27 protein-coding genes and 1 other RNA gene are annotated in these 23613 nt (G+C 41.4%); 26 read left to right on the forward strand and 2 right to left on the reverse strand.

All coding sequences use genetic code 11. The features are described 5' to 3' along the window. Positions 1 to 34 precede the first annotated feature (34 nt). From ACLV7H_RS00310 to ACLV7H_RS00345, 8 genes are read left to right on the forward strand one after another with little or no spacing between them, the layout of a single operon-like run. Positions 35 to 3055, forward strand: coding sequence for a phage tail tape measure protein (locus ACLV7H_RS00310; RefSeq protein WP_411866048.1), 3021 nt, complete (start codon positions 35 to 37; stop codon positions 3053 to 3055). After that, positions 3052 to 3774, forward strand: a complete 723-nt coding sequence (locus tag ACLV7H_RS00315) for a phage tail protein (RefSeq protein ID WP_411866049.1) — start codon at positions 3052 to 3054, stop codon at positions 3772 to 3774. Before ACLV7H_RS00310 ends, ACLV7H_RS00315 begins: the two co-directional genes overlap by 4 nt. Continuing rightward, entirely contained in the window at positions 3775 to 7164 is a 3390-nt protein-coding gene (locus tag ACLV7H_RS00320; protein WP_411866050.1) for a phage tail spike protein, read from the forward strand. Continuing rightward, positions 7161 to 7373, forward strand: coding sequence for a hypothetical protein (locus ACLV7H_RS00325; RefSeq protein ID WP_411866051.1), 213 nt, complete (start codon positions 7161 to 7163; stop codon positions 7371 to 7373). The genes ACLV7H_RS00320 and ACLV7H_RS00325 overlap by 4 nt, the downstream gene beginning before the upstream one ends. Further along, positions 7360 to 7968: a hypothetical protein gene (locus tag ACLV7H_RS00330; protein ID WP_411866052.1), complete on the forward strand. Its 609-nt coding sequence runs from the start codon at positions 7360 to 7362 to the stop codon at positions 7966 to 7968. Before ACLV7H_RS00325 ends, ACLV7H_RS00330 begins: the two co-directional genes overlap by 14 nt. 9 nt (positions 7969 to 7977) lie before the next feature. Then, a complete protein-coding gene (locus tag ACLV7H_RS00335; RefSeq protein WP_411866053.1) occupies positions 7978 to 8400 on the forward strand; it encodes a phage holin family protein in 423 nt (140 codons plus the stop codon). A gap of 3 nt (positions 8401 to 8403) precedes the next feature. Further along, the gene (locus ACLV7H_RS00340; protein ID WP_411866054.1) at positions 8404 to 8736 is read left to right on the forward strand and encodes a phage holin; all 333 of its coding nucleotides are present in this window, start codon (positions 8404 to 8406) and stop codon (positions 8734 to 8736) included. A 2-nt stretch (positions 8737 to 8738) separates the two neighbouring features. Then, entirely contained in the window at positions 8739 to 9707 is a 969-nt protein-coding gene (locus ACLV7H_RS00345) for an autolysin (RefSeq protein ID WP_411866055.1), read from the forward strand. Between the two features lie 93 nt (positions 9708 to 9800). Here ACLV7H_RS00345 and ACLV7H_RS00350 read toward each other — a convergent pair whose 3' ends face one another. Continuing rightward, a complete protein-coding gene (locus ACLV7H_RS00350; protein WP_000109864.1) occupies positions 9801 to 9992 on the reverse strand; it encodes a hypothetical protein in 192 nt (63 codons plus the stop codon). Between the two features lie 578 nt (positions 9993 to 10570). Between ACLV7H_RS00350 and tadA the strand changes: the two genes are divergently transcribed. From tadA to ACLV7H_RS00400, 10 genes are all read left to right on the forward strand, one after another. After that, on the forward strand, positions 10571 to 11038 hold the full coding sequence (gene tadA / locus ACLV7H_RS00355) for a tRNA adenosine(34) deaminase TadA (protein WP_411866056.1): 468 nt from the start codon (positions 10571 to 10573) through the stop codon (positions 11036 to 11038). 32 nt (positions 11039 to 11070) lie between these two features. Beyond that, positions 11071 to 11165: signal recognition particle sRNA small type (ffs, locus tag ACLV7H_RS00360), an RNA gene on the forward strand. A 59-nt stretch (positions 11166 to 11224) separates the two neighbouring features. Beyond that, positions 11225 to 11668 (forward strand): dUTP diphosphatase, encoded by a 444-nt coding sequence (locus ACLV7H_RS00365; RefSeq protein WP_045593764.1) that lies wholly within the window; start codon positions 11225 to 11227, stop codon positions 11666 to 11668. After that, a complete protein-coding gene (locus tag ACLV7H_RS00370; RefSeq protein WP_411866057.1) occupies positions 11619 to 12185 on the forward strand; it encodes a histidine phosphatase family protein in 567 nt (188 codons plus the stop codon). Before ACLV7H_RS00365 ends, ACLV7H_RS00370 begins: the two co-directional genes overlap by 50 nt. 13 nt (positions 12186 to 12198) lie before the next feature. Continuing rightward, on the forward strand, positions 12199 to 13560 hold the full coding sequence (gene radA, locus ACLV7H_RS00375) for a DNA repair protein RadA (protein WP_411867061.1): 1362 nt from the start codon (positions 12199 to 12201) through the stop codon (positions 13558 to 13560). Positions 13561 to 13632: 72 nt separating this feature from the next. Beyond that, positions 13633 to 14127, forward strand: coding sequence for a beta-class carbonic anhydrase (locus tag ACLV7H_RS00380; RefSeq protein WP_162279191.1), 495 nt, complete (start codon positions 13633 to 13635; stop codon positions 14125 to 14127). Between the two features lie 214 nt (positions 14128 to 14341). Next, positions 14342 to 15310, forward strand: a complete 969-nt coding sequence (locus ACLV7H_RS00385; RefSeq protein WP_000010174.1) for a ribose-phosphate diphosphokinase — start codon at positions 14342 to 14344, stop codon at positions 15308 to 15310. A gap of 339 nt (positions 15311 to 15649) precedes the next feature. Then, a complete protein-coding gene (abpA, locus tag ACLV7H_RS00390; protein WP_411866058.1) occupies positions 15650 to 16282 on the forward strand; it encodes an amylase-binding adhesin AbpA in 633 nt (210 codons plus the stop codon). Positions 16283 to 16367: 85 nt separating this feature from the next. Next, positions 16368 to 17201, forward strand: coding sequence for a class B sortase, LPKTxAVK-specific (srtB, locus tag ACLV7H_RS00395; protein WP_411866059.1), 834 nt, complete (start codon positions 16368 to 16370; stop codon positions 17199 to 17201). Between the two features lie 118 nt (positions 17202 to 17319). Further along, the gene (locus ACLV7H_RS00400; protein ID WP_000076506.1) at positions 17320 to 17757 is read left to right on the forward strand and encodes a CoA-binding protein; all 438 of its coding nucleotides are present in this window, start codon (positions 17320 to 17322) and stop codon (positions 17755 to 17757) included. 28 nt (positions 17758 to 17785) lie between these two features. Here the strand turns inward: ACLV7H_RS00400 and ACLV7H_RS00405 are convergent, their stop codons facing one another. Then, complete coding sequence (locus ACLV7H_RS00405; protein WP_411866060.1) at positions 17786 to 18796, reverse strand: YeiH family protein; 1011 nt, start codon at positions 18794 to 18796, stop codon at positions 17786 to 17788. A gap of 151 nt (positions 18797 to 18947) precedes the next feature. On the opposite strand from ACLV7H_RS00405, the gene ACLV7H_RS00410 reads away from it, so the two are divergent. The 8 genes from ACLV7H_RS00410 to ACLV7H_RS00445 all read left to right on the forward strand — a co-directional run bounded on the left by ACLV7H_RS00410 (position 18948) and on the right by ACLV7H_RS00445 (position 23519). After that, positions 18948 to 20117: a pyridoxal phosphate-dependent aminotransferase gene (locus tag ACLV7H_RS00410; RefSeq protein WP_045593785.1), complete on the forward strand. Its 1170-nt coding sequence runs from the start codon at positions 18948 to 18950 to the stop codon at positions 20115 to 20117. Next, positions 20114 to 20884, forward strand: a complete 771-nt coding sequence (recO, locus tag ACLV7H_RS00415) for a DNA repair protein RecO (protein WP_411866061.1) — start codon at positions 20114 to 20116, stop codon at positions 20882 to 20884. Before ACLV7H_RS00410 ends, recO begins: the two co-directional genes overlap by 4 nt. Next, on the forward strand, positions 20881 to 21873 hold the full coding sequence (gene plsX, locus ACLV7H_RS00420; protein ID WP_411866062.1) for a phosphate acyltransferase PlsX: 993 nt from the start codon (positions 20881 to 20883) through the stop codon (positions 21871 to 21873). Before recO ends, plsX begins: the two co-directional genes overlap by 4 nt. 3 nt (positions 21874 to 21876) lie before the next feature. Next, positions 21877 to 22113: an acyl carrier protein gene (locus tag ACLV7H_RS00425; protein WP_411866063.1), complete on the forward strand. Its 237-nt coding sequence runs from the start codon at positions 21877 to 21879 to the stop codon at positions 22111 to 22113. Between the two features lie 319 nt (positions 22114 to 22432). Continuing rightward, positions 22433 to 22627 (forward strand): class IIb bacteriocin, lactobin A/cerein 7B family, encoded by a 195-nt coding sequence (locus ACLV7H_RS00430; protein ID WP_411866064.1) that lies wholly within the window; start codon positions 22433 to 22435, stop codon positions 22625 to 22627. 230 nt (positions 22628 to 22857) lie between these two features. Continuing rightward, complete coding sequence (locus ACLV7H_RS00435; protein ID WP_001056923.1) at positions 22858 to 23031, forward strand: hypothetical protein; 174 nt, start codon at positions 22858 to 22860, stop codon at positions 23029 to 23031. Next, on the forward strand, positions 23032 to 23259 hold the full coding sequence (locus tag ACLV7H_RS00440; protein ID WP_080933732.1) for a bacteriocin immunity protein: 228 nt from the start codon (positions 23032 to 23034) through the stop codon (positions 23257 to 23259). It abuts the gene before it with no gap. A 71-nt stretch (positions 23260 to 23330) separates the two neighbouring features. Then, positions 23331 to 23519, forward strand: a complete 189-nt coding sequence (locus ACLV7H_RS00445) for a hypothetical protein (RefSeq protein ID WP_411866065.1) — start codon at positions 23331 to 23333, stop codon at positions 23517 to 23519. Positions 23520 to 23613: the final 94 nt, after the last annotated feature.

A 23613-nucleotide genomic window follows, 5' to 3' on the forward strand; every position in this document is an offset into this window, starting at 1 on the left:
CAGCGCTTTTCTATTTTTTGTGAAAGGAGGAAATATGGCAGGAAATATCAAAGGTATCAAAATTGAAATCGATGGCGACACTCAGCCCTTACAAAAGGCCCTGAAAAATGTCAATAAGGCTGCTACTGATGCAAGTCAGGAGTTGAAACAGATTGACAAGGCCTTAAAGTTTGATACAGGGAATGTGACGCTTCTGACTCAGAAGCAAGAAGTCTTGCAAAAGCAAGTTGCGACGACCAAGGAGAAGCTAGAAACTTTGAGACAAGCTCAGTCTCAGGTAGAACAGCAGTTCAAAAATGGTGATATCGGTGCTGATCAGTACCGAGCTTTTCAACGTGAAGTTGAAACTACCAAGAATATCCTTAAAGGTTACGAAGGCAAACTTGCTAATGTCAACCAGGCACTTGCTGAGAATGGGAGTGCTACTCAGAACAACAAGAACCAATTAAAAGAATTGCAAAATGAGCAGAAGCAACTGGCTAGCGAGAATGAAAAAGTAGTCAGTTCATTCAAATTGCAAGAAAGTCAGCTAGGAGCTAATGCAAGTGAAGCTGACAAGTTGGCGCTTGCTGAGAAAAGAATTGGAGCTCAATCTGATATTGTTGCTCGGCAGATTGAAAATCTAGAAAAACAACTAGCTCTTACAAAGCAAGAGTATGGTGAAAATTCAGCTGAAGCCAATAAGATGGAAACGCAGTTGAATCAAGCTAAAACAGCTTACTCGAATCTCTCTCAAGAGATGAGTAATCTTGGAAGCGCTGGGAAACAAGCGAGCGGAACCTTAAGCGAGACAAACAATCTCTTAAAAGCTGAATTGCTCAATCAATTTTCTGAAAAACTATCCGACATCAGTCAAAAGTTAGTTGATTTCGGAAAGAGTGCCCTTGAAGCCTTTCGACAAGTGGATGAGGGTATGGATACCATCGTCACAAAAACTGGTGCGACTGGCGATGGCTTGAAAGAAATGCAAGATATTGCTTCAGGTATCGCAACAACAATTCCAACAGACTTCAGTAAAGCTGGCGAAGCGGTTGGGGAGGTCAATACACAATTTGGATTGACCGGCGATGCGCTCAAAGATGTGTCTGTGGAGATGATAAAATTTGCTGAAATCAATGGAACGGACATTACCAATTCAACAATTTCAGCAAGCAAGGCATTGGAAGCTTATGAATTGTCTACTAGAGACTTGGGGACAGTACTCGATTCAACGACTTACATCGCACAGTTGACAGGAGTATCTGTTGATGACTTAATGAAAAAAGCGATTGACGGTGCACCTCAAATTAAAATGCTTGGTTTATCTTTTGATGAAGGGGTAGCTCTTTTAGGAAATTTTGAAGCTAGCGGGATAGATGCTTCTGCTGCTCTATCAGGAATGACTAAAGCTGCTGGAACCTATGCAAAAGAAGGCAAGACTTTAAAACAAGGCCTTATAGAAACCATTGAAAAAATAAAAAATACGAGCAAAGAAACAGAAGCAATGGGTCTCGCTATGGAGATTTTTGGAGCAAAAAAAGCACCACAAATGATTGATGCTATTAAACGCGGGACTTTTGATTTCACACTCTTTGCTGGGACAGCTGAGAATGCCGCTGGCACAGTTAGCACTACTTTTGAAGACACATTAGATCCAATAGATAAATTCAAGACAGCTCAGAATTCAGTTACTTTGGCCATGTCAGAGTTGGGGGCTGCAATCGCTGAAGTCCTTGCCCCTGTTTTTGAAATGTTAGGAAATATCGTTAAAGATCTTGCGGAATGGTTTAGTGGTTTACCTGGTCCGATTAAAGAATTTGTGGTTATTATGGGTACTGTGGTGGCTATTGTAGGTGTAATTGTCCCTATATTTTTAACACTACAAGCGGCCGCAACTGCTTTAGAAATTTCGATTGGTGCAATGATTACAGCTGCTCTTCCAATTATTGGAACAGCTTTAGCGATTGCTGCTGCGGTTGCAGGAGTAATAATCGTTTTAAAATACCTCTGGGAGACAAACGAAGGATTCAGAGAAGCTGTAACAACTGTCTGGAATGCGATTCTTGAGGTCATCAACGCGGTTGTGTCAGAGATTTCTGATTTTGTAATGAGTATTTTCGGGACAGTTGTTACTTGGTGGACGGAGAATCAGGAACTTATCAGAGCAAGTGCTGAGACTGTTTGGAATGCTATTTCAGCTGTTATAGACACAGTCATGACCTATCTAGGGCCACTCATTCAAGCCACTTGGGATAATATTCAACTTGTCATCACGACCGCTTGGGAAATTATCAAGACAGTTGTTGATACTGCGATAAACGTGGTTCTTGGCATTATCCAAACGGTCATGCAAATTATCACTGGTGACTGGTCAGGGGCTTGGGAAAGCATCAAGGGAGTATTCTCTACTGTATGGCAAGGAATCCAAAGCGTGGCTCAAACTATCTTTTCAGCGATACAGTCATTTATATCAAATACCTTGAATGCTATTTCAAGCACAGTATCAAGCGTGTGGAATGGTATTTCAGGAACAGTATCAAGCGTATTAAATGGCATTTCAAGCACAGTATCAAGTGTGTGGAACGGGATTAAAAATTCTATTGGTAGTGCTATCAACGGGGCGAAAGACCTTGTCAGTACGGCTATCAATACCATCAAAGGATTGTTCAACTTCAGCATTAGTTGGCCACACATCCCACTACCTCACTTCTCTGTAAGTGGTTCGGCCAACCCATTAGATTGGTTGAGCCAAGGGGTGCCAAGCATCAGCATTGAATGGTATGCCAAGGGCGGTATCATGACGAAACCAACCATTTTTGGAATGAATGGCAATAACCTTATGGTTGGTGGTGAAGCTGGGAATGAGGCAGTATTACCACTTAATGACAAAACACTTGGTGCTATCGGTCGAGGCATCGCTCAGACTATGGGCGGAACTTCACCAACCATAAACATTACCATTAGTGGTAATACTATCAGAGAAGAAGCTGACATCATTCGTATTGCTGATGAGGTAGCGCAGAGGATTGCTGACGAGTTGCAACGTAAGACACAATTGAGAGGAGGGTTTACATGATAAAGCATAATGAGCTTGTGATTGACGGTGTGAGAACATCGTCTTTTCCGTTTAAAGTCATTGTCCATGATTCTCCTTCAATTGCTCTAGGAGAGAGCAAGACAGCCCTTTTGGAGCATGGTGGTATCAGTGGAGCAATCGTTCAGACGAACAAACATAGGGAATTGGTCAAGAAAAACTATACGATTTACTTGGTCAAACCTACTGAAGAACAGATGAACCAATTTATGAGTCTGTTCATCCGTGAGAAGTTCTGGTTAGAAAGTGAGCGAGTCAAAACAACTCGTCTTTGGTGCTATAAGGCCAATGTGAGCGACCTTGAAGAAGTGCAACCTGGTCTTTATATGACTAAAGCAACTTTCACTTGCCACCCTACAAAATACTTTAAAGGCACCGATACACAGAGATTGACAAGAAGTGGGACCTTGACCGTTCAAGGTTCTGCTCTTGCCTTTCCTAAAATCACAATCGTTGGTCAGAGCGCTTCTGAGACTTCGTTTACAATCGCTGGTCAGGTCATTAGGCTTGAAAAGCTATCAGAATCGCTTGTGATGGTCAATAATCCTGACAATCCAAGTTTTAAAACGACAACAGGGAAGCCAGTGAAATGGTCAGGAGATTTTATCACAGTTGATCCAGCGAAAGTGAAGAATGTTGGGGTTGTTCTAGGTCAAGGTATTCAATCGCTTGAAATCGAGACGGTTTGGGGGTGGGCATAATTGCTTTATCTACTTAATAAAGATTTGAGAACTGTTCGATGGAACGGGGAGCCACTTCATGAAGCGACTTCGGCGATTGTGAAAGAAACTATGAATGGCGATTTCACCCTAACTGTGAAATATCCTATTTCTGATTCTGGTATTTATCAGCTCATCCAAGAAGATATGTTGATAAAAGCGCCGACTCCTGTTCTTGGTGCGCAGCTATTTCGCATTAAGAAACCTGTTGAACACAATGATCATCTGGAAATCACAGCCTATCACATTTCAGACGATGTGATGCAACGTTCTATCACACCAGTGAGTGTGACTAGTCAGAGCTGTAGCATGGCCCTTTCTCGCATGGTTCAAAATACCAAAACCGCTTTGGGAGATTTTTCTTTCAATAGCGATATCCAAGACCGTAGGACCTTCAATACGACTGAAACAGAAACTCTGTACTCTGTATTGCTTGATGGCAAGCATAGTATCGTCGGGACGTGGGAAGGTGAGCTGGTTCGTGATAACTTTGCGATGACTGTCAAGAAGAGTCGTGGCGAGAATCGTGGTGTTGTTATTACAACGCACAAAAATCTGAAGGACTACCAACGCACAAAAAACAGTCAGAATGTTGTCACAAGAATTCACGCAAAGTCGACTTTTAAACCTGAAGGCGCTGAAAAAGAAACGACTATCAGAGTGACTGTTGATAGTCCTCTTATCAACTCATACCCTTATATCAATGAAAAAGAGTATGAGAACAACAATGCTAAAACTGTTGAAGAGTTGCAGAAGTGGGCACAGGCTAAGTTCTCAAATGAGGGCATTGACAAGGTTTCCGATGCTATCAAGATTGAAGCCTATGAACTTGATGGGCAAGTTGTTCACATGGGGGATACGGTCAACCTCAAGAGCTGGAAACACAATGTCGATGCATTCAAGAAAGCTATTGCTTATGAGTTCGACGCTTTGAAGGAAGAATACATCTCTCTGACTTTTGATGATAAGGCAGGAACTGGTGGTTCTAGAGCTTCTGGTGGCTTATCTAGCGCAGCTGATGCAATCCTTGGTGTGACAGGAACCGCACAAGAAATTGCCCTTGAAAAGGCTATTCAAAATGCTGACTTAGACTTCGATCATAAGGCTGGATTGCTCAGACAGGAAATTTCTGACGGTATTGAATTGGCCAAAGCCAGAGCCGAAGAAGTCAAGCAAGAACTGTCTGACACTATCAATCAGCGTTTCGACAGCTTTGATAACGGTCCATTGCAAGAAGCCAAGCGCAGGGCTGATGAAGCCTTAACGAAAGCGGGCGCTAGTACCTCACTTGCTGAAGAAGCCAAGCGTATCAGCGAGCAAGCAAAAGAAGGTATTGAGAAGGCGAAAGAGTCGTTCAATGACTTATTTAAGGCAGAAACAGATTTTACAAACAATCTGGATAAAAACTTCAGGAAGTTCAGACTTGACCATGCTGAGTTTCGTAGATCAACTAAAGAGGACATCAAAGGTCTGACAGAGTCATTCACGAAGCTAGGCTCTGATACGAAGGACGATATCTTAGCGACTAGAACGGAATTCCAAAAGACCGCAGAGGGCTTTATACAGCGATTTGATAGCATTACATCTCAACTTGATAATAAGGCTAACTTGCTCGACTTTCAACGAGTGCAAGAGACTAGTAAGCTCTATGAGCGCATTATTGGTAGTAGTGAATCTGACATTGCTGAGAAGGTCGCTCGCATGACTTTGACGAATCAGTTGTTTCAGGTTGAAGTCGGCAAGTATGCCAATGTTGGCGGTCCGAATATGCTCCGAAATTCGAGAGCGGACTACGGTCTGAAATATTGGACAGAAGGGAATGGTCGTTTGAGTTTTACAGCTCATACTTACTACTTCAATGGTCAAAAACGCATGTTTGAATTGCGACCAGGGGCAGTCGTTAAAAGTCCACGTTTCATTGTCAAGCGAAATACTGATTATACGTTGAACATTTTAGGTTTCGACAATAACTCAAAATATTTCAAGGTCTATATTAGTAAACGTGTGAAAGATTCAAATCTTGATTATCAACAGAGATTGCTGATATTTAACGGTCAGCCTAAATGGGTTAATGGACCCGTTTTTGATAATATGAAAGCGGTCAAAAAATCCATTACTTTTAACGTCGGTGAATTTGATGAATGTTATCTGCAATTCGAGTACGACCGTAACAATCCTAACAAATGGGGCGGATTGTTCATGACAGAACTTGATTTCTACGAAGGCACGACTGACCGCAAATGGCAACCAGCTCCTGAAGACGCGACTATGGAAACGGATGAAGCTGTTCGTACTATTCAAAATCAACTTGATGGTTCGTGGTCTGTCAAGAACTTGACTAGCGCAGGTTCAATCATTTCACAAATCAATGCAACGAACAATCAAATTCTGATTGAAGCCGAGAAAATTAGGCTCAAGGGCAAGACCTTACTTGATGAACTCACTGCAATTGATGGATATTTCAAACGATTATTTGTCGGTGAGGGTAATTTTGCGAAACTGAACGCTGAGGTTATTGGTTCAAAGACTATCACAGCTGATATGCTGATTATGGACAAAGCAATGGCTCGGTTGTTCGTTTCAAGTGACATCTTCACGGATACGCTTGCTGCTAAAGAAGCTTTCATCAACAAGTTGCGGTCAGTAGTAGTATCTGCTACCTTGCTCGAAGGGTATAAAGGGTTTATCGGTGGATTCCAGCTTGGTACACATGAAAAAGATGCGTCTGTATACTGGTTGACGGGTAGAGATCAATTCTCTGTTGGTATGAGTAATGGCTATGGTCAATGGTCGCAAACGGCATTATGGGTCAACTGGGGTGAAGATTGGGGAAAACCTGGCAAATATGCTTGGTACGTAAAACGTTCTGGCGAAATGTTCTGTTACAATCGGGCGTATTTTTGGAATACTCCCATTATTTACGGAAATCTAAAAGTAACCGGTAATATTTTCTATAAAAATGAGGATTCTGGAAAATCTGGTTACTGGATTTCATCACCAAAATACTCAAGCATTGATCCAAATGGCGGTCACTTATATCTTTACTATTCTGGCGGAGGTTACGACTGGATACCGATGAATAAAGACGTATCTGACCGTCGATATAAACACAATATCCAAGATAGTGCAGTCTCAGGCCTTGATGTTATCGAGCAACTCAAGACGTATAGCTACCGCAAAGAATACGATGGCAAAATTGAAGATATCTCTTGTGGTATCATGGCGCAAGATGTCCAAAAATATGTTCCTGAAGCTTTCTACGAGAATCCAGACGGAGCATACTCATATCGAACATTTGAACTTGTGCCTTATCTCATTAAGGCCATTCAAGAACTTAATCACAAAATAGAAAAATTGGAGAAAACAGCATGAATGAAAAAGACCAACAAATCAGCAGACTAGCGATTAACTCGCTTGGTGAAAATGCCGGCAAAGCGGCTGTTCAATCAGCTACGTTAGAAGCACTATACACAGTAACCGCTATGGAACTTGAGCAGATGAAGCAAATCATCGAATCTGACGAAGAGCTCAAAGCGAAATTCGAAGAAGTGAAAGGAAAAATGACAAATGGCAATCAATAATTACGAACTCGTAGGCAAGCCTTATACGAGAGGTTTGGGTGATAATATCAAGACCGTGGTTGAAATCCGTTTAGAAGAAGGCACCCGTTACAGTACGAACATGCGTGAACTCGAAGGAGATCGCACGAATGAACAAGAGGATGTCTTGATTCAAGCGGTGTTGGATGTTCTCAAGTCTGAACTAGACCCAGGCTCCGCAATCGTGAAGGCTCAAGCTGAGATTAAACAAGCAGTACAGACTCTTGCGAAAACAAATACAGACTTGACTGTGAACAAAGAGAACATCGATAGCGTATCAGCGATTACTGAGGTCCTCATCGCACTTGCAATTGGACAGAATGGTGGCATGCCAACGAACACTTACAGCAAGGTTGCGCAGTTCATCAAGCCACTTGTTAAAGACCGTCGCTATGTGAACGGCGATATTGTATCAATGCCTTATCCGTACGATACGAATCCAAAATGGCCAAAAGAAACACAAACAATCTTGAAATTCCAGATGCAGGAATCAGAGGGCTATACTTACAAAGAACAACCTCTTGCTGAGATGTTGCAGAAGGGTATTCTGACCATCGTAATGCCACGGATTGAGTAAGGGGGTTGTATGCAAATCGAATTTTTCAATTTCTTTCGAAGCGTCGTCCAGACCGAAGACGGATTGGTCTTGTACGCTCTAGCTTTGATTGTTTCGATGGAAATCATTGATTTCTTGACTGGAACGATTGCTGCTATCGCAAACCCTGACATCGAGTATAAGAGCAAAATCGGCATTAATGGACTCCTTCGCAAAATTTTAGGGGTCCTTTTGCTGATGATTCTTATCCCGATGTCTGTCCTACTGCCTGAGAAGACGGGCTTCGCATTCTTGTATTCAATTTACCTTGGATACATCGCATTCACATTTCAATCCCTTATTGAAAATTACCGCAAGTTAAAAGGAAATGTTACTCTTTTTCAGCCGATTTTAAAAGCATTTCAACGCTTGTTTGAAAAAGACGAAGACGAAGATAAAAACAAAGGAGAATAACACATGCAACAAATTACTGAAATCATTATCGCTTCAGCTACTGGAATCTTGACTGTTTTGGCTGGTATCGCAGTCAAAGCCATTAAGGATTTCCTTATCAAAAAAGGCGGAGAAAAGACCATCAAAATCGTCCAAATCCTTGCTAAGAACGCAGTCAATGCAGTTGAGCAGGTCGCCTCTGAGACAGGCTACAAAGGCGAAGAGAAGCTTGAGCAAGCCCGCACGAAAATTCGTGCCGAGCTAACCAAATACAACATCAGCATGACTGACAAGGACTTAGATACATTTGTCGAGTCAGCAGTTAAGCAGATGAATGATGCGTGGAAAGGACAGTAATCATGGATATTGATACAAGTAGATTAAGGACTGATTTGCCACAGGTAGGAGAACAACCTTATCGTCAGATTCACGCTCACTCAACGGGTAATCCTAACTCAACTGCCCAAAATGAAGCAGACTACCACATGCGCCGCCCAGTGGATTCAGGCTTCTTCTCGCACGTTGTCGGCAACGGCCGTGTGATGCAAACCTGGTACACAGACATGGGGGCCTACGATGTAGGTGGTGGCTGGAACGTTGAAGGATACGGCCAAGTTGAGTTAATTGAGAGTCATGAAACTAAGGAAGAGTTCATGCGTGACTATAAGCTTTACGTTGAGCTTTTGCGAAACCTTGCTGATGAAGCAGGGATTCCGAAAACGCTTGACTCTGACAGTCTAGCAGGCATCAAGACACATCAGTATTGCACATATAATCAACCTCGAAACTACTCTGACCATGTTGATCCGTATCCTTACTTAGCTAAGTGGGGTATCAGTCGTGAGCAATTCAAGAAAGATATCGAAGGTGGTATCTCTACTGAAGCTGGATGGCGCCAAAATGCTTCGGGCTGGTGGTGGGAGGAGTCAGACGGCTCTTATCCTACAAACCGTTGGAAACAAATCAACAACGAATGGTTCTACTTTGATGACCGTGGATACTGTCTAATCAACCGATGGTTCAACGATGGTAAAGATTGGTTCTACCTTGATAAACGTGGGGCAATGGTCACAGGCTGGATGTTCCTCAATCATCGATGGTATTTCTTCAAATCAGATGGTCGTATGGCTACTGGCTGGGTTAAATATCGTGAAACCTGGTTTTTCATGGAAGAAAAAGACGGATATATGTTATCTAAACAATTCGTCAAATCAGGTGACGGCTGGTATTACTTGAAGGCAAACGGTGAATTACACACAGATCCATCATTCAAAACCGAACCAGATGGTCTTGTGACCGTCGTTGACAAACAAAAAGAAGAAAAATAAAAAAAAGAAAGGCTTTCAAATAGATTACACTAACCGCAGGCTTAGGCTTGCGGTTTTTTTGTTTGCTCAAAATAGAAAAAACAGTGATGGTACTCACTGTTTTTCTTGTAGTGTATGGGCGTAAGAAGTCATGCTGATAGCGTGTTTTAAACGCATGTTCATAATATCTGATACACCGTTTTTATACTTATCTACTGCCTGAATAGATACGCCACAGTTTTTGCTGATAGCATAGGCTGTGGCGTTGTCTAAAAGCCAGCGGATAGCTTTAATATCTACTGACATATATTACCTCATAAAATACCAAACTGCAAATAGGAGTAGAAAAAGTCCAATAATAAATTCAACTTTTTCACGCTTGGTGGTTTTTCTAATTTTTAGATTTACTTTCATTGTTTTTCCTGTTATAATTTAAGTACACCCCCGAAGGGGTGGATAGTGATTTTTCACTATCCAAATTCGATGTGCCATTCAAAGCTGATTATAAATAAGTTTATTTTGACTACTAGCTTATTTGTTTTTACTTTGAGTGGCTTCTTTTTGAACTTAAACATTTTGTTTTCCTTTCTACTAGTTTCCTTGTCTAAGGTTTCCTCCTTAACCTTATGTATCTATTATACAACTAAAGTTGTATAATGTCAATAGTTTTGATGAAGTTTTTTTAAATTCTTTTCCAAAAAAATAGACCTTGTCCAGAGGTCGGGGAGTTGGAGGGGACACCCTCCAAGAGAGTTGATTTAATAAGATTTTATTTTACCTTTTTCATAATAATCTCCCTATTAAGTCACCGCATTCGGTGGCTTTTTTTGTCTTGAGAATCATGATATAATAATAGAATCGACAAGTAGGAAAAGGAAAAATTGATGAATTATACAGTTGAAGAAAAAGAAAGCTTCATGAGAGAGGCCTTGAAGGAGGCAGAAATTGCTCTGGAACACGATGAAATTCCAATTGGCTGTGTCATTGTCAAGGATGGAGAAATCATTGGTAGGGGGCATAATGCGCGCGAGGAGTTGCAACGGGCGGTTATGCATGCAGAAATCATGGCCATAGAGAATGCGAACGTGAGTGAAGAAAGTTGGCGTCTGCTAGATTGTACCCTTTTTGTGACTATTGAGCCCTGTGTGATGTGTAGTGGGGCAATCGGGCTTGCCCGTATTCCAAACGTAGTCTACGGGGCTAAGAATCAGAAATTTGGTGCAGCTGGAAGTTTGTACGATATTTTGACAGATGAGCGTCTTAATCATCGTGTAGAGGTTGAAACGGGAGTTTTGGAGAGTGAGTGTGCAGCGATTATGCAGGATTTTTTCCGAAATCGACGGAAAAAATAATTTCTCTTTAAAAACAGAGGGGAATGTGGTATAATAAATAGTGGAGCAACAGTTCTGCGTGAAGCGGGTCAGGGGAGGAATCCAGCAGCCCTAAGCGAGTGTGAATTGTGTGCTCTTTTTTCGTGCTTTTTTCGAATAAATAAGATAAAATAGCCTAGAATAAAAGATAATAGAAAAGAGAAAAATATGAAAATTCGTGGTTTTGAATTGGTTTCGAGTTTTACAGATGAAAATTTATTGCCCAAGCGTGAGACAGCTCATGCGGCTGGCTATGACTTAAAGGTTGCGGAACGCACTGTGATTGCTCCAGGGGAGATTGTCCTCGTTCCAACTGGGGTCAAGGCTTATATGCAACCGACAGAAGTGCTCTATCTCTATGACCGTTCTTCAAACCCTCGTAAGAAGGGTCTAGTCTTGATTAACTCTGTTGGCGTTATTGATGGGGATTATTATGGCAATCCTGGGAATGAGGGACATATCTTTGCTCAGATGAAAAATATTACTGACCAGGAAGTGGTTCTCGAAGTTGGGGAACGTGTGGTTCAGGCTGTCTTTGCGCCTTTCTTAATTGCAGACGGAGATGAGGCAGACGGGGTTCGGACAGGTGGATTTGGATCAACAGGGTACTAAGATGAAGATTATCTTTGTACGTCATGGAGAGCCAGACTACCGTGAGTTAGAGGAGTGTTCCTACACTGGCTTTGGATTAGATTTGGCTCCTTTGTCTGTGAAAGGAAGGCGACAAGCTCAGGAACTTTGCCAAAATCCTTTGCTTGGCTCAGCTGATATACTGGTGTCTTCTGCAGTAACTAGGGCTTTAGAAACTGCATCTTATGTGGTTCGTGCTACTGGCCTTCCTTTGAGAGTAGAACCCTTATTGCATGAATGGCAGGTCTATGAAACAGGTATAGAGAACTTTGAAAAAGCACGTACTCTGTTTTTAGAAAACAAGGGGGAGTTGCTTCCTAATAGTCCTATTCAATATGAGACAGCTACGGAAATGAAGTCTCGGTTTCTAGAATGTATGGCTAAGTATAGAGACTACCAGACTGTGGTAGTTGTCACTCATCGAATGCTCATGCGCCAATTTGTACCAGACGAGAAGATTGATTTTTGCCAAGTGATTGAGTGTGAGGTAGAGATTTAGAAAGAGGTTTATCATCGCAAAGAAAAAAGCGACATTTGTGTGTCAAAATTGTGAATATAATTCACCTAAGTATCTAGGACGTTGTCCCAACTGTGGGTCTTGGTCTTCTTTTGTAGAAGAGGTTGAGGTTTCCGAGGTCAAAAATGCGCGTGTGTCCTTGACAGGTGAGAAAACCAAGCCTATGAAACTGGCTGAAGTAACGTCTATCAATGTCAATCGAACCAAGACCGAGATGGAGGAATTTAATCGTGTACTTGGAGGCGGGGTGGTACCAGGAAGTCTCGTCCTTATCGGTGGGGATCCAGGAATCGGGAAATCAACCCTTCTCCTACAAGTTTCAATCCAGTTGTCTCAAGTGGGTACGGTTCTCTACGTTAGTGGGGAGGAGTCTGCCCAGCAAATCAAGCTACGAGCAGAGCGCTTGGGGGATATTGATAGTGAGTTTTATCTCTATGCAGAGACAAATATGCAGAGCGTTCGAGCTGAGGTAGAGCGCATCCAACCAGACTTTCTCATCATCGACTCTATCCAGACTAGTATGTCTCCTGAGATTTCTGGAGTGCAAGGGTCAGTTTCTCAAGTGCGAGAGGTGACAGCTGAACTCATGCAGCTGGCCAAGACTAATAACATTGCCATCTTTATCGTAGGTCATGTGACCAAGGAAGGTACTCTGGCTGGTCCGCGTATGTTGGAGCATATGGTGGATACAGTGCTTTACTTTGAAGGGGAGCGCCACCATACCTTCCGTATCTTGAGAGCAGTCAAAAACCGTTTTGGCTCGACCAATGAGATTGGCATTTTTGAGATGCAATCAGGTGGCTTGGTTGAGGTGCTCAATCCGAGTCAAGTTTTCCTAGAAGAGCGTTTGGATGGAGCCACTGGTTCATCAATCGTGGTAACTATGGAAGGGACGCGTCCGATTTTGGCGGAGGTTCAGGCTTTGGTAACACCAACCATGTTTGGAAATGCTAAACGAACGACGACAGGACTTGATTTCAATCGTGCGAGTCTAATTATGGCTGTTTTGGAAAAACGAGCAGGGCTTCTCTTGCAAAATCAGGATGCCTATCTCAAATCTGCTGGCGGTGTCAAATTGGATGAACCTGCGATTGACTTGGCTGTTGCGGTTGCCATTGCTTCGAGTTACAAGGACAAACCTACCAATCCTCAGGAATGTTTTGTGGGAGAATTGGGCTTGACCGGAGAAATTCGACGCGTGAATCGTATCGAACAACGTATCAATGAAGCGGCAAAACTGGGCTTTACCAAGATTTATGTACCCAAGAATTCCTTGACAGGAATCACTCCACCTAAGGAAATTGAAGTTATTGGTGTGACAACGATTCAGGAAGTTTTGAAAAAGGTCTTTGCATAATCCGTGACAAATCCTCTTAAAAATGATAAGATAAGAGAAATATTTGATTATCAAATTTTTAAGGAGGGAATCGTGTCGTATTTTGAACAGTTTATGCAAGCCAATCAGGCTTATGTTGCCCTTCATGGGCAGTTAAATCTGCCACTTAAGCCGAAAACAAGAGTAGCAATTGTGACCTGCATGGACTCACGGCTACACGTCGCGCAAGCTCTAGGTTTAGCACTTGGGGATGCCCATATCTTGCGGAATGCGGGTGGTCGAGTAACTGAGGACATGATTCGTTCACTGGTGATTTCCCAGCAACAAATGGGGACAAGAGAAATCGTGGTGCTTCACCATACAGACTGTGGAGCTCAAACCTTTCAAAATGAAAGTTTTCATGAACATTTGAAAAACGAGCTCGGGGTTGATGTGTCTGATCAAGATTTTTTACCATTCCAGGATGTTGAAGAGAGTGTGAGAGAGGATATGCAATTGCTTCGAGAATCTCCACTGATTCCTGATGATGTGGTTATTTCAGGTGCTGTCTATGATGTGGATACAGGAAGTATGAGAGAAGTATACTAACTTTGTCTCGAAAAAATTTCATCCTAGCATAAAATCGATTGTTAAAATGTAGGATTTTTAGTTTTCATATAGCTAATATAAAATAGCATAAAACAAGGGTATAAATGTTTACTCTTGTTTTATTTTTGATTGAAAAATAAAGGAAAAAGCGCTACAATGGTAGATGGAAAATGTTGTGTAAAAAACAAGTGATACATAAATACCGGAGGAAATCATGTCTTTTTCTGATTTAAAGCTGTTTGCCCTTTCTTCTAATAGAGAATTGGCAGAGCGTGTGGCGCAAGAAATTGGGATAGAGTTGGGGAAATCGACTGTTCGCCAATTTTCAGATGGGGAGATTCAAGTCAACATCGAAGAATCAATCCGTGGAAAACACGTCTTTATCCTACAATCAACTAGTTCACCTGTAAATGATAATTTACTTGAAATTTTGATTATGGTGGACGCATTGAAGCGTGCTAGTGCAGAATCTGTCAATGTTGTTATGCCTTACTATGGTTATGCACGTCAGGATAGAAAAGCGCGCGCGCGTGAGCCAATCACTGCAAAACTTGTTGCAAACATGCTAGAAGTTGCTGGGGTAGATCGTTTGTTGACGATTGATTTGCATGCTGCACAGATTCAGGGATTCTTTGATATTCCTGTAGATCACTTGATGGGTGCTCCATTGATTGCGGACTATTTTGAACGCCGTGGCATGGTTGGCTCTGACTACGTGGTTGTCAGCCCAGACCATGGTGGGGTGACTCGTGCTCGTAAATTGGCGGAGTTTTTGAAAACTCCGATTGCGATTATTGACAAACGCCGTAGTGTAGACAAGATGAATACCAGTGAAGTGATGAACATCATTGGTAAGGTAGAAGGTAAGACTTGTATCTTGATCGACGATATGATCGATACAGCTGGAACTATTTGTCATGCAGCGGACGCTCTTGCTGAAGCAGGTGCTGTTGAAGTTTACGCAAGCTGTACGCACCCAGTTCTTTCTGGGCCAGCTATGGACAATATCCAAAAATCAGCTATTAAAAAATTGGTTGTTTTGGATACCATCTACCTACCAGAAGAGCGTTTGATTGATAAGATTGAACAAATTTCGATTGCTCATCTTCTGGGCGATGCTATTATTCGTATCCACGAAAAACGTCCTCTTTCTCCCCTGTTTTGTATTGAGAAAAAGATTTAAAACTTACAACTGAAAATATGTGAGTTATAATGGTAGAGAATCTAATAGTAATGAAAACTTTGTTTTATAATATATTATAAGAGATTCTAAACAGAGATTTAATAAATGCATAGATCTAAAGAAGTTCCGAGATATTGTTCGTTTTTTGCGTATAATCTATTAGTTGATATAGATTAAAAACGCTTTCTTGTTTTATGTAACGAAATTCTTACTTGCTTTATTAGATTTTTTTAAAAAAAAATTAAAAAAATACTTGACAATCACCATATATATGATATACTTTAGGTAATAAGGCAAGACCTTATAAATTAAATAAGAAATTAAAGAGGAGATAGAACAATGAAAAAAGTTTTATTGTCATCAGTAGTAGCTCTTGCAGTATTTTCTGCAGCAGCCCCAGCGTTTGCAGATATCAATGGTGGAGCTAACACTCCTGGAGCATATGATTCACGTGAAGCATATGAAAACCAATCTGAATTTGTAAGTGCTCGTACAGTTGAAGAGTACCTTAACGGTCATATGGAAAACATCAAGGCTGAAGCAGCACAAGATCCTGCTGTAGTTGCAGCTAAAGCTGAACTTGATGCTGTTGAAGGTGGTTCACACCTTTACGGTGAAAAGAAAGCAGCTTATGAAGCAGCATTCAACACTGCATTCTTGAACGTACGTAACAAATATGTACAAAAATTCCAAGAAGTTCAAAATTCAGCGAAGAAAGCTGAAGGTAAATACTACATCTTGAACGAAACTCCAGAACAAAAGAATGCTCGTTACGAGAAAGAACATGGTAAAGCAGCAGCTGATCAAGCAGCAGCTGATCAAGCAGCAGCTGATAAACCATCTGCTAAACCAGAAGAAGGTAAACCAGGTGTAGCTGATCAAGCTAAAAAATCTGCTGAAGCAGCTAAAAAAGCTGGTGTAGATGCAAAAGCTGGTCAAAAAGCTCTTCCAAAAACACACGCTGCTAAATAATTCATTTATTTGGTGAAGTATCCTATCACTGAAACTTTGTTTCAGTGATTTTTTTGATAATAGTAGAATAGTTGAAGGGGAAAAAATGAGTAAACGTTCTAAAAAAACCAAAGCATCCATTTGGAAAATTATTCTCTCCGTGCTTACAGTAGCGCTTGTTGCAATAGGTGGCTATTTTGTATTTAATAGTTTTACAACTCCAAAGGGAACAACTAACGAACCAGAAGTTACTCAGGAAGCATCGAAACCGGCCTATGTTGTTAGTGCAGAAGAAAAAGAATATCTTTCAAATAGATTTAAGGGCTTAACTGCAACTAATTCTGAAACAATTGCTTATGTTTATGCTCCTGGTACACAGTTAGACGAGCCTGTTGTTCAAACAAAGGACAATGAGACTTATCTAAATAAGACCTTTGAAGGTGAACAGGTGCCTTATTTAGGTGCGGTTTTCATGGATGCTGATAATAAGAAAGATTTTAGTGATCATTTAACTTGGTTATTTGGTCATGCTAGAGGTAGTAAAGTTGGTGATCATCGTATGTTTAATGATGTGAACTACTATAGTCGTCAAGAATATTTTAATGAGCACCCTTATGTTGTTGTTGAAACACCTGAGAGGAAGTATTACTACGAAGCTGTTGCGATGATTATTGTACCAGAAGAAACAGCCTTCTATCAAACCAGTTTTGAAGATGATAAAGATTTTGAAAAGCAATTAACTACTATTTATGATACAGCAGAGGTTAAGAAACCAAATGTAAAATTAGCTGCTACAGATAAGTATCTTGTTCTCTCAACTTGTCGTGAAGAGGATGATACTATTCGTGCTAATCTCTATCTTCGCCAAATTCCTGATTCAGAGATGGATGAGTTTGTGAAGCAACATGGTGATCAACTTGCATATAAAGCAACTAGATAGGATAAAATAAATAATTTTTTAACTTCTTAAATCTGCTTAAAGGATTTAAGAAGTTTTTTATGTTAAAAATAGTCAGTATTTGTGAAATATGATATACTGAGAAAAAAGGAGGATTTCTATGAGTCAAGAATTTATCAATCCAAGTGATGGTGTGGTCCGTCAGTATCTGGCAACTAGCAAAACGTTAGCAGTAGTAGGCTTGTCCGATCGTGAAGAAACAACTAGCAATCGAGTGACTAAGGAAATGCAGGCTCGAGGCTATAAAATCATTCCAGTTAATCCCAAGGTTGCAGGTGGGGAAATCTTGGGAGAGAAGGCTTATGCGAGTCTAGCTGAGATTCCTTTTCCTGTGGACATTGTCAATGTATACCGTCGCAGTGAGTTTTTACCAGATGTGGCGCGTGATTTTCTCAAGGCGGATGCCAAGATTTTCTGGGCACAACTGGGACTTGAAAGCCTAGAAGCGGAAGAAATCTTGCGTGCTGGAGGATGCGATGACATCGTTATGAATCGCTGTATCAAGAGAGAACACACACGCTTAATTCTTGAGCAATAAAAAGGTAGCCAGTAGGCTACCTTTTGTGTTAGAAAATACCAATTAATGCCTGCATACCTAGGCTGGTAAGGATGATAGCAATCCAGCAGATGGCTCCGAGAACAATGGATTTCCCGCTGGATTTGACCATGGCAATCAGATTGGTTTTGAGACCGATAGCACTCATGGCCATGATAATGAGGAATTTGGAGAGTTGTTTGAGAGGGGTGAAGAAGCTACTAGACACACCGAGAGAGGTGAGAAGAGTTGTTAAGAGAGAAGCCAGGATAAAGTAAAGGATAAAAAGAGGGAAGACCTTTTTTAGTTGGAAATCTTGGCTGTTTTTTTGCTGGCGACTTTGCCAGTAGGAGAGAAAGAGTGTGATGGGGATGATTGCTAAGGTGCGCGTGAGTTTCACAATGGTTGCAGACTCAAGGGTATTGGTCTGATAAAGACTGTCCCAGGAGCTGGCGGTAGCCGTCACAGAAGAAGTATCATTGACCGCAGTTCCTGCAAAGAGGGCGAAGCCGTCATTAGATAGGTGAAGCCAGGTTCCTAGAGTTGGAAAGATGAGCGCAGCCAAGATATTGAAGAAAAAGATAACGGAAATGGCTTGGGCAACCTCCTTTTCTTTGGCATGGATAACGGGTGCTGTAGCAGCAATGGCAGAGCCACCACAGATAGAAGATCCCACTCCAACCAAGATAGCCAGTTTTGTATTCAGTGCAAAGAAGCGCTGGAAGAGGTAGGCAATAATCAGGGCTATTGAAATGGTGGAGAGGATAACAGGGAGTGAAGATTGCCCAACTGCGAAGACTTGCGAGATATTGAGACCAAAACCTAGCAAGACAACGGCATATTGGAGTAATTTTTTAGAACTAAAGGTCAATCCAGCATCCAGTTGTTTATAGGATGAGAGAAAGGGATTTAGGAGCATTCCAGCAAAAATTGCAAAGACAGGTGCACCCACGACGGGAAAAAATCCTCCCAGAAACCAAGATATGATAGAAATGAGAAGGCAGGCAAAGATGCCTGCTCCATTTTTTGATAAAAATGACATATAAACCTCCGAAAATAAGCATTTATTATTATACTCCTGTCGAGAAGAAAAGTAAAACAGAAAGTGAAAAATGCAGGTTTCAGATGGATTTTGCGGTCAGGGAGCTTTTGTAGTATAATAGTACTATGTTCTGTAAGCAAGGGGGATATCTATGGACTTAACCAAGCGCTTTAATAAACAGTTAGACAAGATTCAAGTTTCCTTGATTCGCCAGTTTGATCAGGCTATTTCGGAGATTCCTGGGGTCTTGCGTTTGACCTTGGGGGAACCTGATTTTACAACGCCAGATCATGTCAAGGAGGCAGCCAAGCGAGCCATTGACCAGAACCAATCCTACTATACAGGGATGAGCGGTTTACTGACCTTGCGCCAGGCTGCTAGCGACTTTGTAAAAGAAAAATACCAGCTAGATTATAATCCTGAAAATGAAATTTTGGTTACAATTGGGGCGACAGAGGCTTTATCTGCTACTTTGACAGCTATTTTGGAAGAGGGGGACAAGGTGCTCTTGCCAGCTCCTGCCTATCCAGGATATGAGCCGATTGTCAATCTAGTTGGGGCAGAGATTGTCGAGATTGATACAACTGAAAATGGTTTTGTCTTGACTCCTGAGATGTTGGAAAAGGCCATTTTGGAGCAAGGGGACAAGCTCAAAGCTGTCATTCTCAACTATCCAGCCAATCCGACAGGAATTACCTATAGTCGGGAGCAGTTGGAAGCCTTGGCAGACGTTTTACGCAAGTATGAGATTTTTGTTGTCTGTGATGAGGTTTACTCAGAATTGACCTACACAGGCGAAGCCCATGTATCTCTGGGAACGATGCTGAGAGACCAGGCTATTATTATCAATGGCTTGTCTAAATCGCATGCTATGACAGGTTGGCGTTTAGGCTTTATCTTTGCTCCTGCAGCTTTCACAGCTCAGTTAATCAAGAGTCACCAATATTTGGTTACTGCCGCAAACACTATGGCTCAACATGCTGCGGTGGAGGCTTTGACCGCTGGTAAAAACGACGCAGAGCCTATGAAGAAGGAATACATCCAGCGTCGAGATTACATTATCGAGAAGATGACAGCTCTTGGCTTTGAAATTATCAAACCAGACGGTGCCTTCTATATCTTTGCTAAGATTCCAGCAGGTTACAATCAAGACTCCTTTGCTTTTCTCAAGGATTTTGCCCAGAAGATGGCTGTTGCCTTTATCCCTGGTGCTGCCTTTGGTCGCTACGGAGAAGGCTATGTTCGTCTGTCTTATGCAACCAGCATGGAAACAATCAAGGAGGCCATGAAACGACTTGAGGAGTACATGAGAGAAGCATGATCCAGTCTATTACGAGTCAAGGTCTCGTACTCTACAATCGTAACTTTCGGGAGGATGATAAGCTAGTCAAGATCTTCACCGAGCAGGCTGGGAAGCGCATGTTTTTCGTCAAACACGCTGGTCAATCTAAACTAGCTCCTGTTATTCAGCCCTTGGTACTAGCTCGTTTTCTCCTGCGGATCAATGATGACGGGCTTAGCTACATTGAGGACTATCATGAGGTGATGACCTTTCCCAAGATCAATAGTGACCTCTTTGTCATGGCTTATGCGACTTATGTTGCGGCTCTGGCCGATGCTAGTTTGCAGGATAATCAGCAAGATGCTCCCTTGTTTGCCTTCTTGAGAAAGACTCTAGAGTTGATGGAAGAGGGCTTGGATTATCAAGTTTTGACCAATATTTTTGAAATTCAAATCTTGACCCGATTTGGAATTGGGCTCAATTTTAATGAGTGTGTCTTTTGCCATCGGGTAGGTCAGGCCTTTGATTTTTCTTTCAAATATGGAGCCTGCCTCTGTCCGGATCATTATCATGAGGACGAGAAACGTTGCCATCTGAATCCCAACATCCCTTATCTGCTCAATCAATTTCAGGCTATTGATTTTGAAACCTTGGAGACCATTTCGCTTAAGGCAGAAATCAAGCAAGAGCTACGCCAATTTATGGATCAACTTTACGAAGAGTACGTTGGGATTCACCTTAAATCAAAGAAATTTATTGATTCCCTAGCAGACTGGGGACAATTACTAAAAGAGGAAAACAAATGAAAAAAATCGCAGTAGATGCTATGGGGGGCGATTACGCACCTCAAGCCATCGTTGAGGGTGTCAATCAAGCCCTTGCTGACTTTTCAGATATTGAGATTCAACTTTACGGAGATGAAAGCAAAATCAAGCAATATCTAACAGCCACAGAGCGCGTTAGCATCATCCATACAGATGAGAAAATTGATTCAGGCGATGAGCCGACAAAAGCTATCCGTAAGAAGAAAAATGCCAGTATGATATTGGCGGCTAAGGCAGTCAAAGAGGGAGAGGCAGATGCTGTTCTTTCCGCAGGAAATACAGGTGCCTTGTTGGCAGCAGGATTCTTCATCGTGGGTCGTATCAAGAATATCGACCGACCTGGACTTATGTCAACATTGCCAACTATCGATGGCAAAGGCTTTGATATGCTTGACCTCGGTGCCAATGCAGAAAATACAGCCCAACACCTGCATCAATATGCTGTCCTAGGTTCCTTCTATGCCAAGAATGTTCGTGGGATTGCAAAACCACGTATTGGTTTGCTCAACAACGGAACAGAAAGCAGCAAGGGAGACCCGCTTCGTAAGGAAACATACGACTTGCTAGTAGCTGATCAAAGTTTGAACTTTGTCGGAAACGTGGAAGCGCGTGATCTGATGAATGGCGTTGCGGATGTTGTCGTAACAGATGGTTTCACGGGAAACGCTGTTCTAAAATCCATCGAAGGTACAGCTTTGGGAATCATGGGCTTACTTAAAAATGCTATTACGGGTGGTGGCCTTCGAGCGAAGCTAGGTGCTCTACTTCTCAAGGATAGTCTTAAAGGGTTGAAGACCCAGCTCAACTATTCAGATGTTGGAGGGGCAGTCTTGTTTGGTGTCAAGGCACCTGTTGTTAAGACCCATGGCTCAAGTGATGCCAAGGCTGTGTACAGTACGATTCGTCAGATTCGTACCATGCTAGAAACAGACGTAGTTGCTCAGACTGCGCGTGAATTTTCAGGAGAATAAAAAATGACAGAAAAAGAAATTTTTGACCGTATTGTAACCATTATCCAAGAGCGACAGGGAGCAGACTTTGCCGTAACAGAGGCTTTGAGTTTGAAAGACGATTTAGATGCGGACTCAGTGGATTTGATGGAGTTTGTCTTGACACTAGAAGATGAATTTGGTATCGAAATCACTGATGAGGAAATCGATCAACTTCAAAGTGTAGCGGATGTAGTAGAAATTATTAAAGATAAAAAATAGCCAAAAGCAACATGCAAGTCATGTTGCTTTTTTTGTTTGCGGAAAAAAGAGAAACTTTTAGTAGAAATTGCGAATAAAGAGATGAGAAAGAAAAAGGAGGAACGTTTATGTATGTTACCGGTTTTTATCCATGGTTCATTAAGTGGTTTTTAAAATAAAAATGAATGAATTGTTCATTTTTGAATTGTTTTTCGAATAGATAGGTAAGGAAAAAGGGAAGGAGATAAGAAAATGATTTCAGTAATTTACCCAATCTGGCTATTTAAGTGGCTTAGAGGTTAAAGATTAGATATATAGAAAAGTATAGAGGAGAAGAAAGATGACAAACTTTGACAAAATGGAACAGAACTTTGCAGCTCTTACAGAAGAAGAGTTGACGGATGTGAATGGGGGAGCACTTCCTCTTATAATTGCTGGAGTGTCTATTTGGAAAGTAGGTGGAGCAGTGGTAGGTGGGGCGACAGCGCTTTTTGCTGGTGGAGCAGCATTGGGGTATTACGCGAATAGACCCTAGTTAGGTTGTAGCTGGAGAGGCATTCGTATGTTTTTTAAAAAAGAAGTGATATTATTAGGGATATTTTTATCTCTACGTATTATTTTCACTATCATTCAAATTTTAATTGACTATAAAATATTGTCAGGAAAGTATAATGTGAATTTTATGGAGATTTCAGAAGTATTTACCTATCCAATACTCATTTTAATTGTTTACATAGCAGTAAAATATAACACAAAGGAGTAACTATGAATATGAACTTGGAACAATTTTATCAATTATCTGATGATGAATTAATCGGAACAAAAGGAGGATTTGGCCTTGCTGAAGCAGTCGGGATTGCAGGAGTATTGAACGCAGCCGTACAAATTTTTAATGCTGGTTACAAATTTGGTTCAGATTTAGCTCGTCGTGGGCGTTAGATTACGAACAACCACAATCTTAATTTCAATACACTCTTACCTAAATTAGCCATTATATTTCCTTTGTTGGCAATCGGCCTGCATCTCGCGCTTCATCTGATTCGTATAGGTTCATTAGTATCTTTTGATTGGCAATGGACTGTAGTTGGTTTACTTGCTTCGGGCTATTTTGGTATTTTTTGCAAAGATTTGGCAAAAGATAATCAAAACTATAAAAAATCAATCTGAATGAAAAGGATTTTGTGCATGTAAATGGCGGAGTTTCTCCGCCTTTCTTATCAGGTAAATAGGAGTCTGCTATGAAAAAAATCTTATTAGGATTTGCTGAGGGGTATTTTGTCGTATCGATCATTCTTTATATCGCAACGTATATGATTATGAAAAATCCGATCAATACCCTGTTTTATCCAAAAACCTATCCAATTCTGCTTGGTCTGTTTTATGTAGGATACAAGTACAAAACAAAAGAAAGTACGATTGGGAATTGATGGACCATCAGATTGGAGTTTGGGATGAAAGTTGTTCAATTACTAGAAAAAGCTTGGCTAGAGACTACTTTACGATTTTAGCAACTCTTGGAAT

It is taken from the genome of Streptococcus oralis, assembly GCF_965111685.1.
GTDB classification, from domain to species: Bacteria; Bacillota; Bacilli; order Lactobacillales; family Streptococcaceae; genus Streptococcus; species Streptococcus oralis_B.

Bases quoted from the DNA above. Each gene is read 5' to 3' on its own strand.
- ACLV7H_RS00310 (WP_411866048.1), top strand. From the start codon at position 35: ATGGCAGGAAATATCAAAGGTATCAAAATTGAAATCGATGGCGACACT.
- ACLV7H_RS00315 (WP_411866049.1), top strand. From the start codon at position 3,052: ATGATAAAGCATAATGAGCTTGTGATTGACGGTGTGAGAACATCGTCT.
- ACLV7H_RS00325 (WP_411866051.1), top strand. From the start codon at position 7,161: ATGAATGAAAAAGACCAACAAATCAGCAGACTAGCGATTAACTCGCTT.
- ACLV7H_RS00330 (WP_411866052.1), top strand. From the start codon at position 7,360: ATGGCAATCAATAATTACGAACTCGTAGGCAAGCCTTATACGAGAGGT.
- ACLV7H_RS00335 (WP_411866053.1), top strand. From the start codon at position 7,978: ATGCAAATCGAATTTTTCAATTTCTTTCGAAGCGTCGTCCAGACCGAA.
- ACLV7H_RS00340 (WP_411866054.1), top strand. From the start codon at position 8,404: ATGCAACAAATTACTGAAATCATTATCGCTTCAGCTACTGGAATCTTG.
- ACLV7H_RS00345 (WP_411866055.1), top strand. From the start codon at position 8,739: ATGGATATTGATACAAGTAGATTAAGGACTGATTTGCCACAGGTAGGA.
- ACLV7H_RS00350 (WP_000109864.1), bottom strand. From the start codon at position 9,992: ATGTCAGTAGATATTAAAGCTATCCGCTGGCTTTTAGACAACGCCACA.
- tadA (WP_411866056.1), top strand. From the start codon at position 10,571: ATGAATTATACAGTTGAAGAAAAAGAAAGCTTCATGAGAGAGGCCTTG.
- ACLV7H_RS00365 (WP_045593764.1), top strand. From the start codon at position 11,225: ATGAAAATTCGTGGTTTTGAATTGGTTTCGAGTTTTACAGATGAAAAT.
- ACLV7H_RS00370 (WP_411866057.1), top strand. From the start codon at position 11,619: ATGAGGCAGACGGGGTTCGGACAGGTGGATTTGGATCAACAGGGTACT.
- ACLV7H_RS00385 (WP_000010174.1), top strand. From the start codon at position 14,342: ATGTCTTTTTCTGATTTAAAGCTGTTTGCCCTTTCTTCTAATAGAGAA.
- abpA (WP_411866058.1), top strand. From the start codon at position 15,650: ATGAAAAAAGTTTTATTGTCATCAGTAGTAGCTCTTGCAGTATTTTCT.
- srtB (WP_411866059.1), top strand. From the start codon at position 16,368: ATGAGTAAACGTTCTAAAAAAACCAAAGCATCCATTTGGAAAATTATT.
- ACLV7H_RS00400 (WP_000076506.1), top strand. From the start codon at position 17,320: ATGAGTCAAGAATTTATCAATCCAAGTGATGGTGTGGTCCGTCAGTAT.
- ACLV7H_RS00405 (WP_411866060.1), bottom strand. From the start codon at position 18,796: ATGTCATTTTTATCAAAAAATGGAGCAGGCATCTTTGCCTGCCTTCTC.
- ACLV7H_RS00410 (WP_045593785.1), top strand. From the start codon at position 18,948: ATGGACTTAACCAAGCGCTTTAATAAACAGTTAGACAAGATTCAAGTT.
- recO (WP_411866061.1), top strand. From the start codon at position 20,114: ATGATCCAGTCTATTACGAGTCAAGGTCTCGTACTCTACAATCGTAAC.
- plsX (WP_411866062.1), top strand. From the start codon at position 20,881: ATGAAAAAAATCGCAGTAGATGCTATGGGGGGCGATTACGCACCTCAA.
- ACLV7H_RS00425 (WP_411866063.1), top strand. From the start codon at position 21,877: ATGACAGAAAAAGAAATTTTTGACCGTATTGTAACCATTATCCAAGAG.
- ACLV7H_RS00430 (WP_411866064.1), top strand. From the start codon at position 22,433: ATGACAAACTTTGACAAAATGGAACAGAACTTTGCAGCTCTTACAGAA.
- ACLV7H_RS00435 (WP_001056923.1), top strand. From the start codon at position 22,858: ATGAATATGAACTTGGAACAATTTTATCAATTATCTGATGATGAATTA.
- ACLV7H_RS00445 (WP_411866065.1), top strand. From the start codon at position 23,331: ATGAAAAAAATCTTATTAGGATTTGCTGAGGGGTATTTTGTCGTATCG.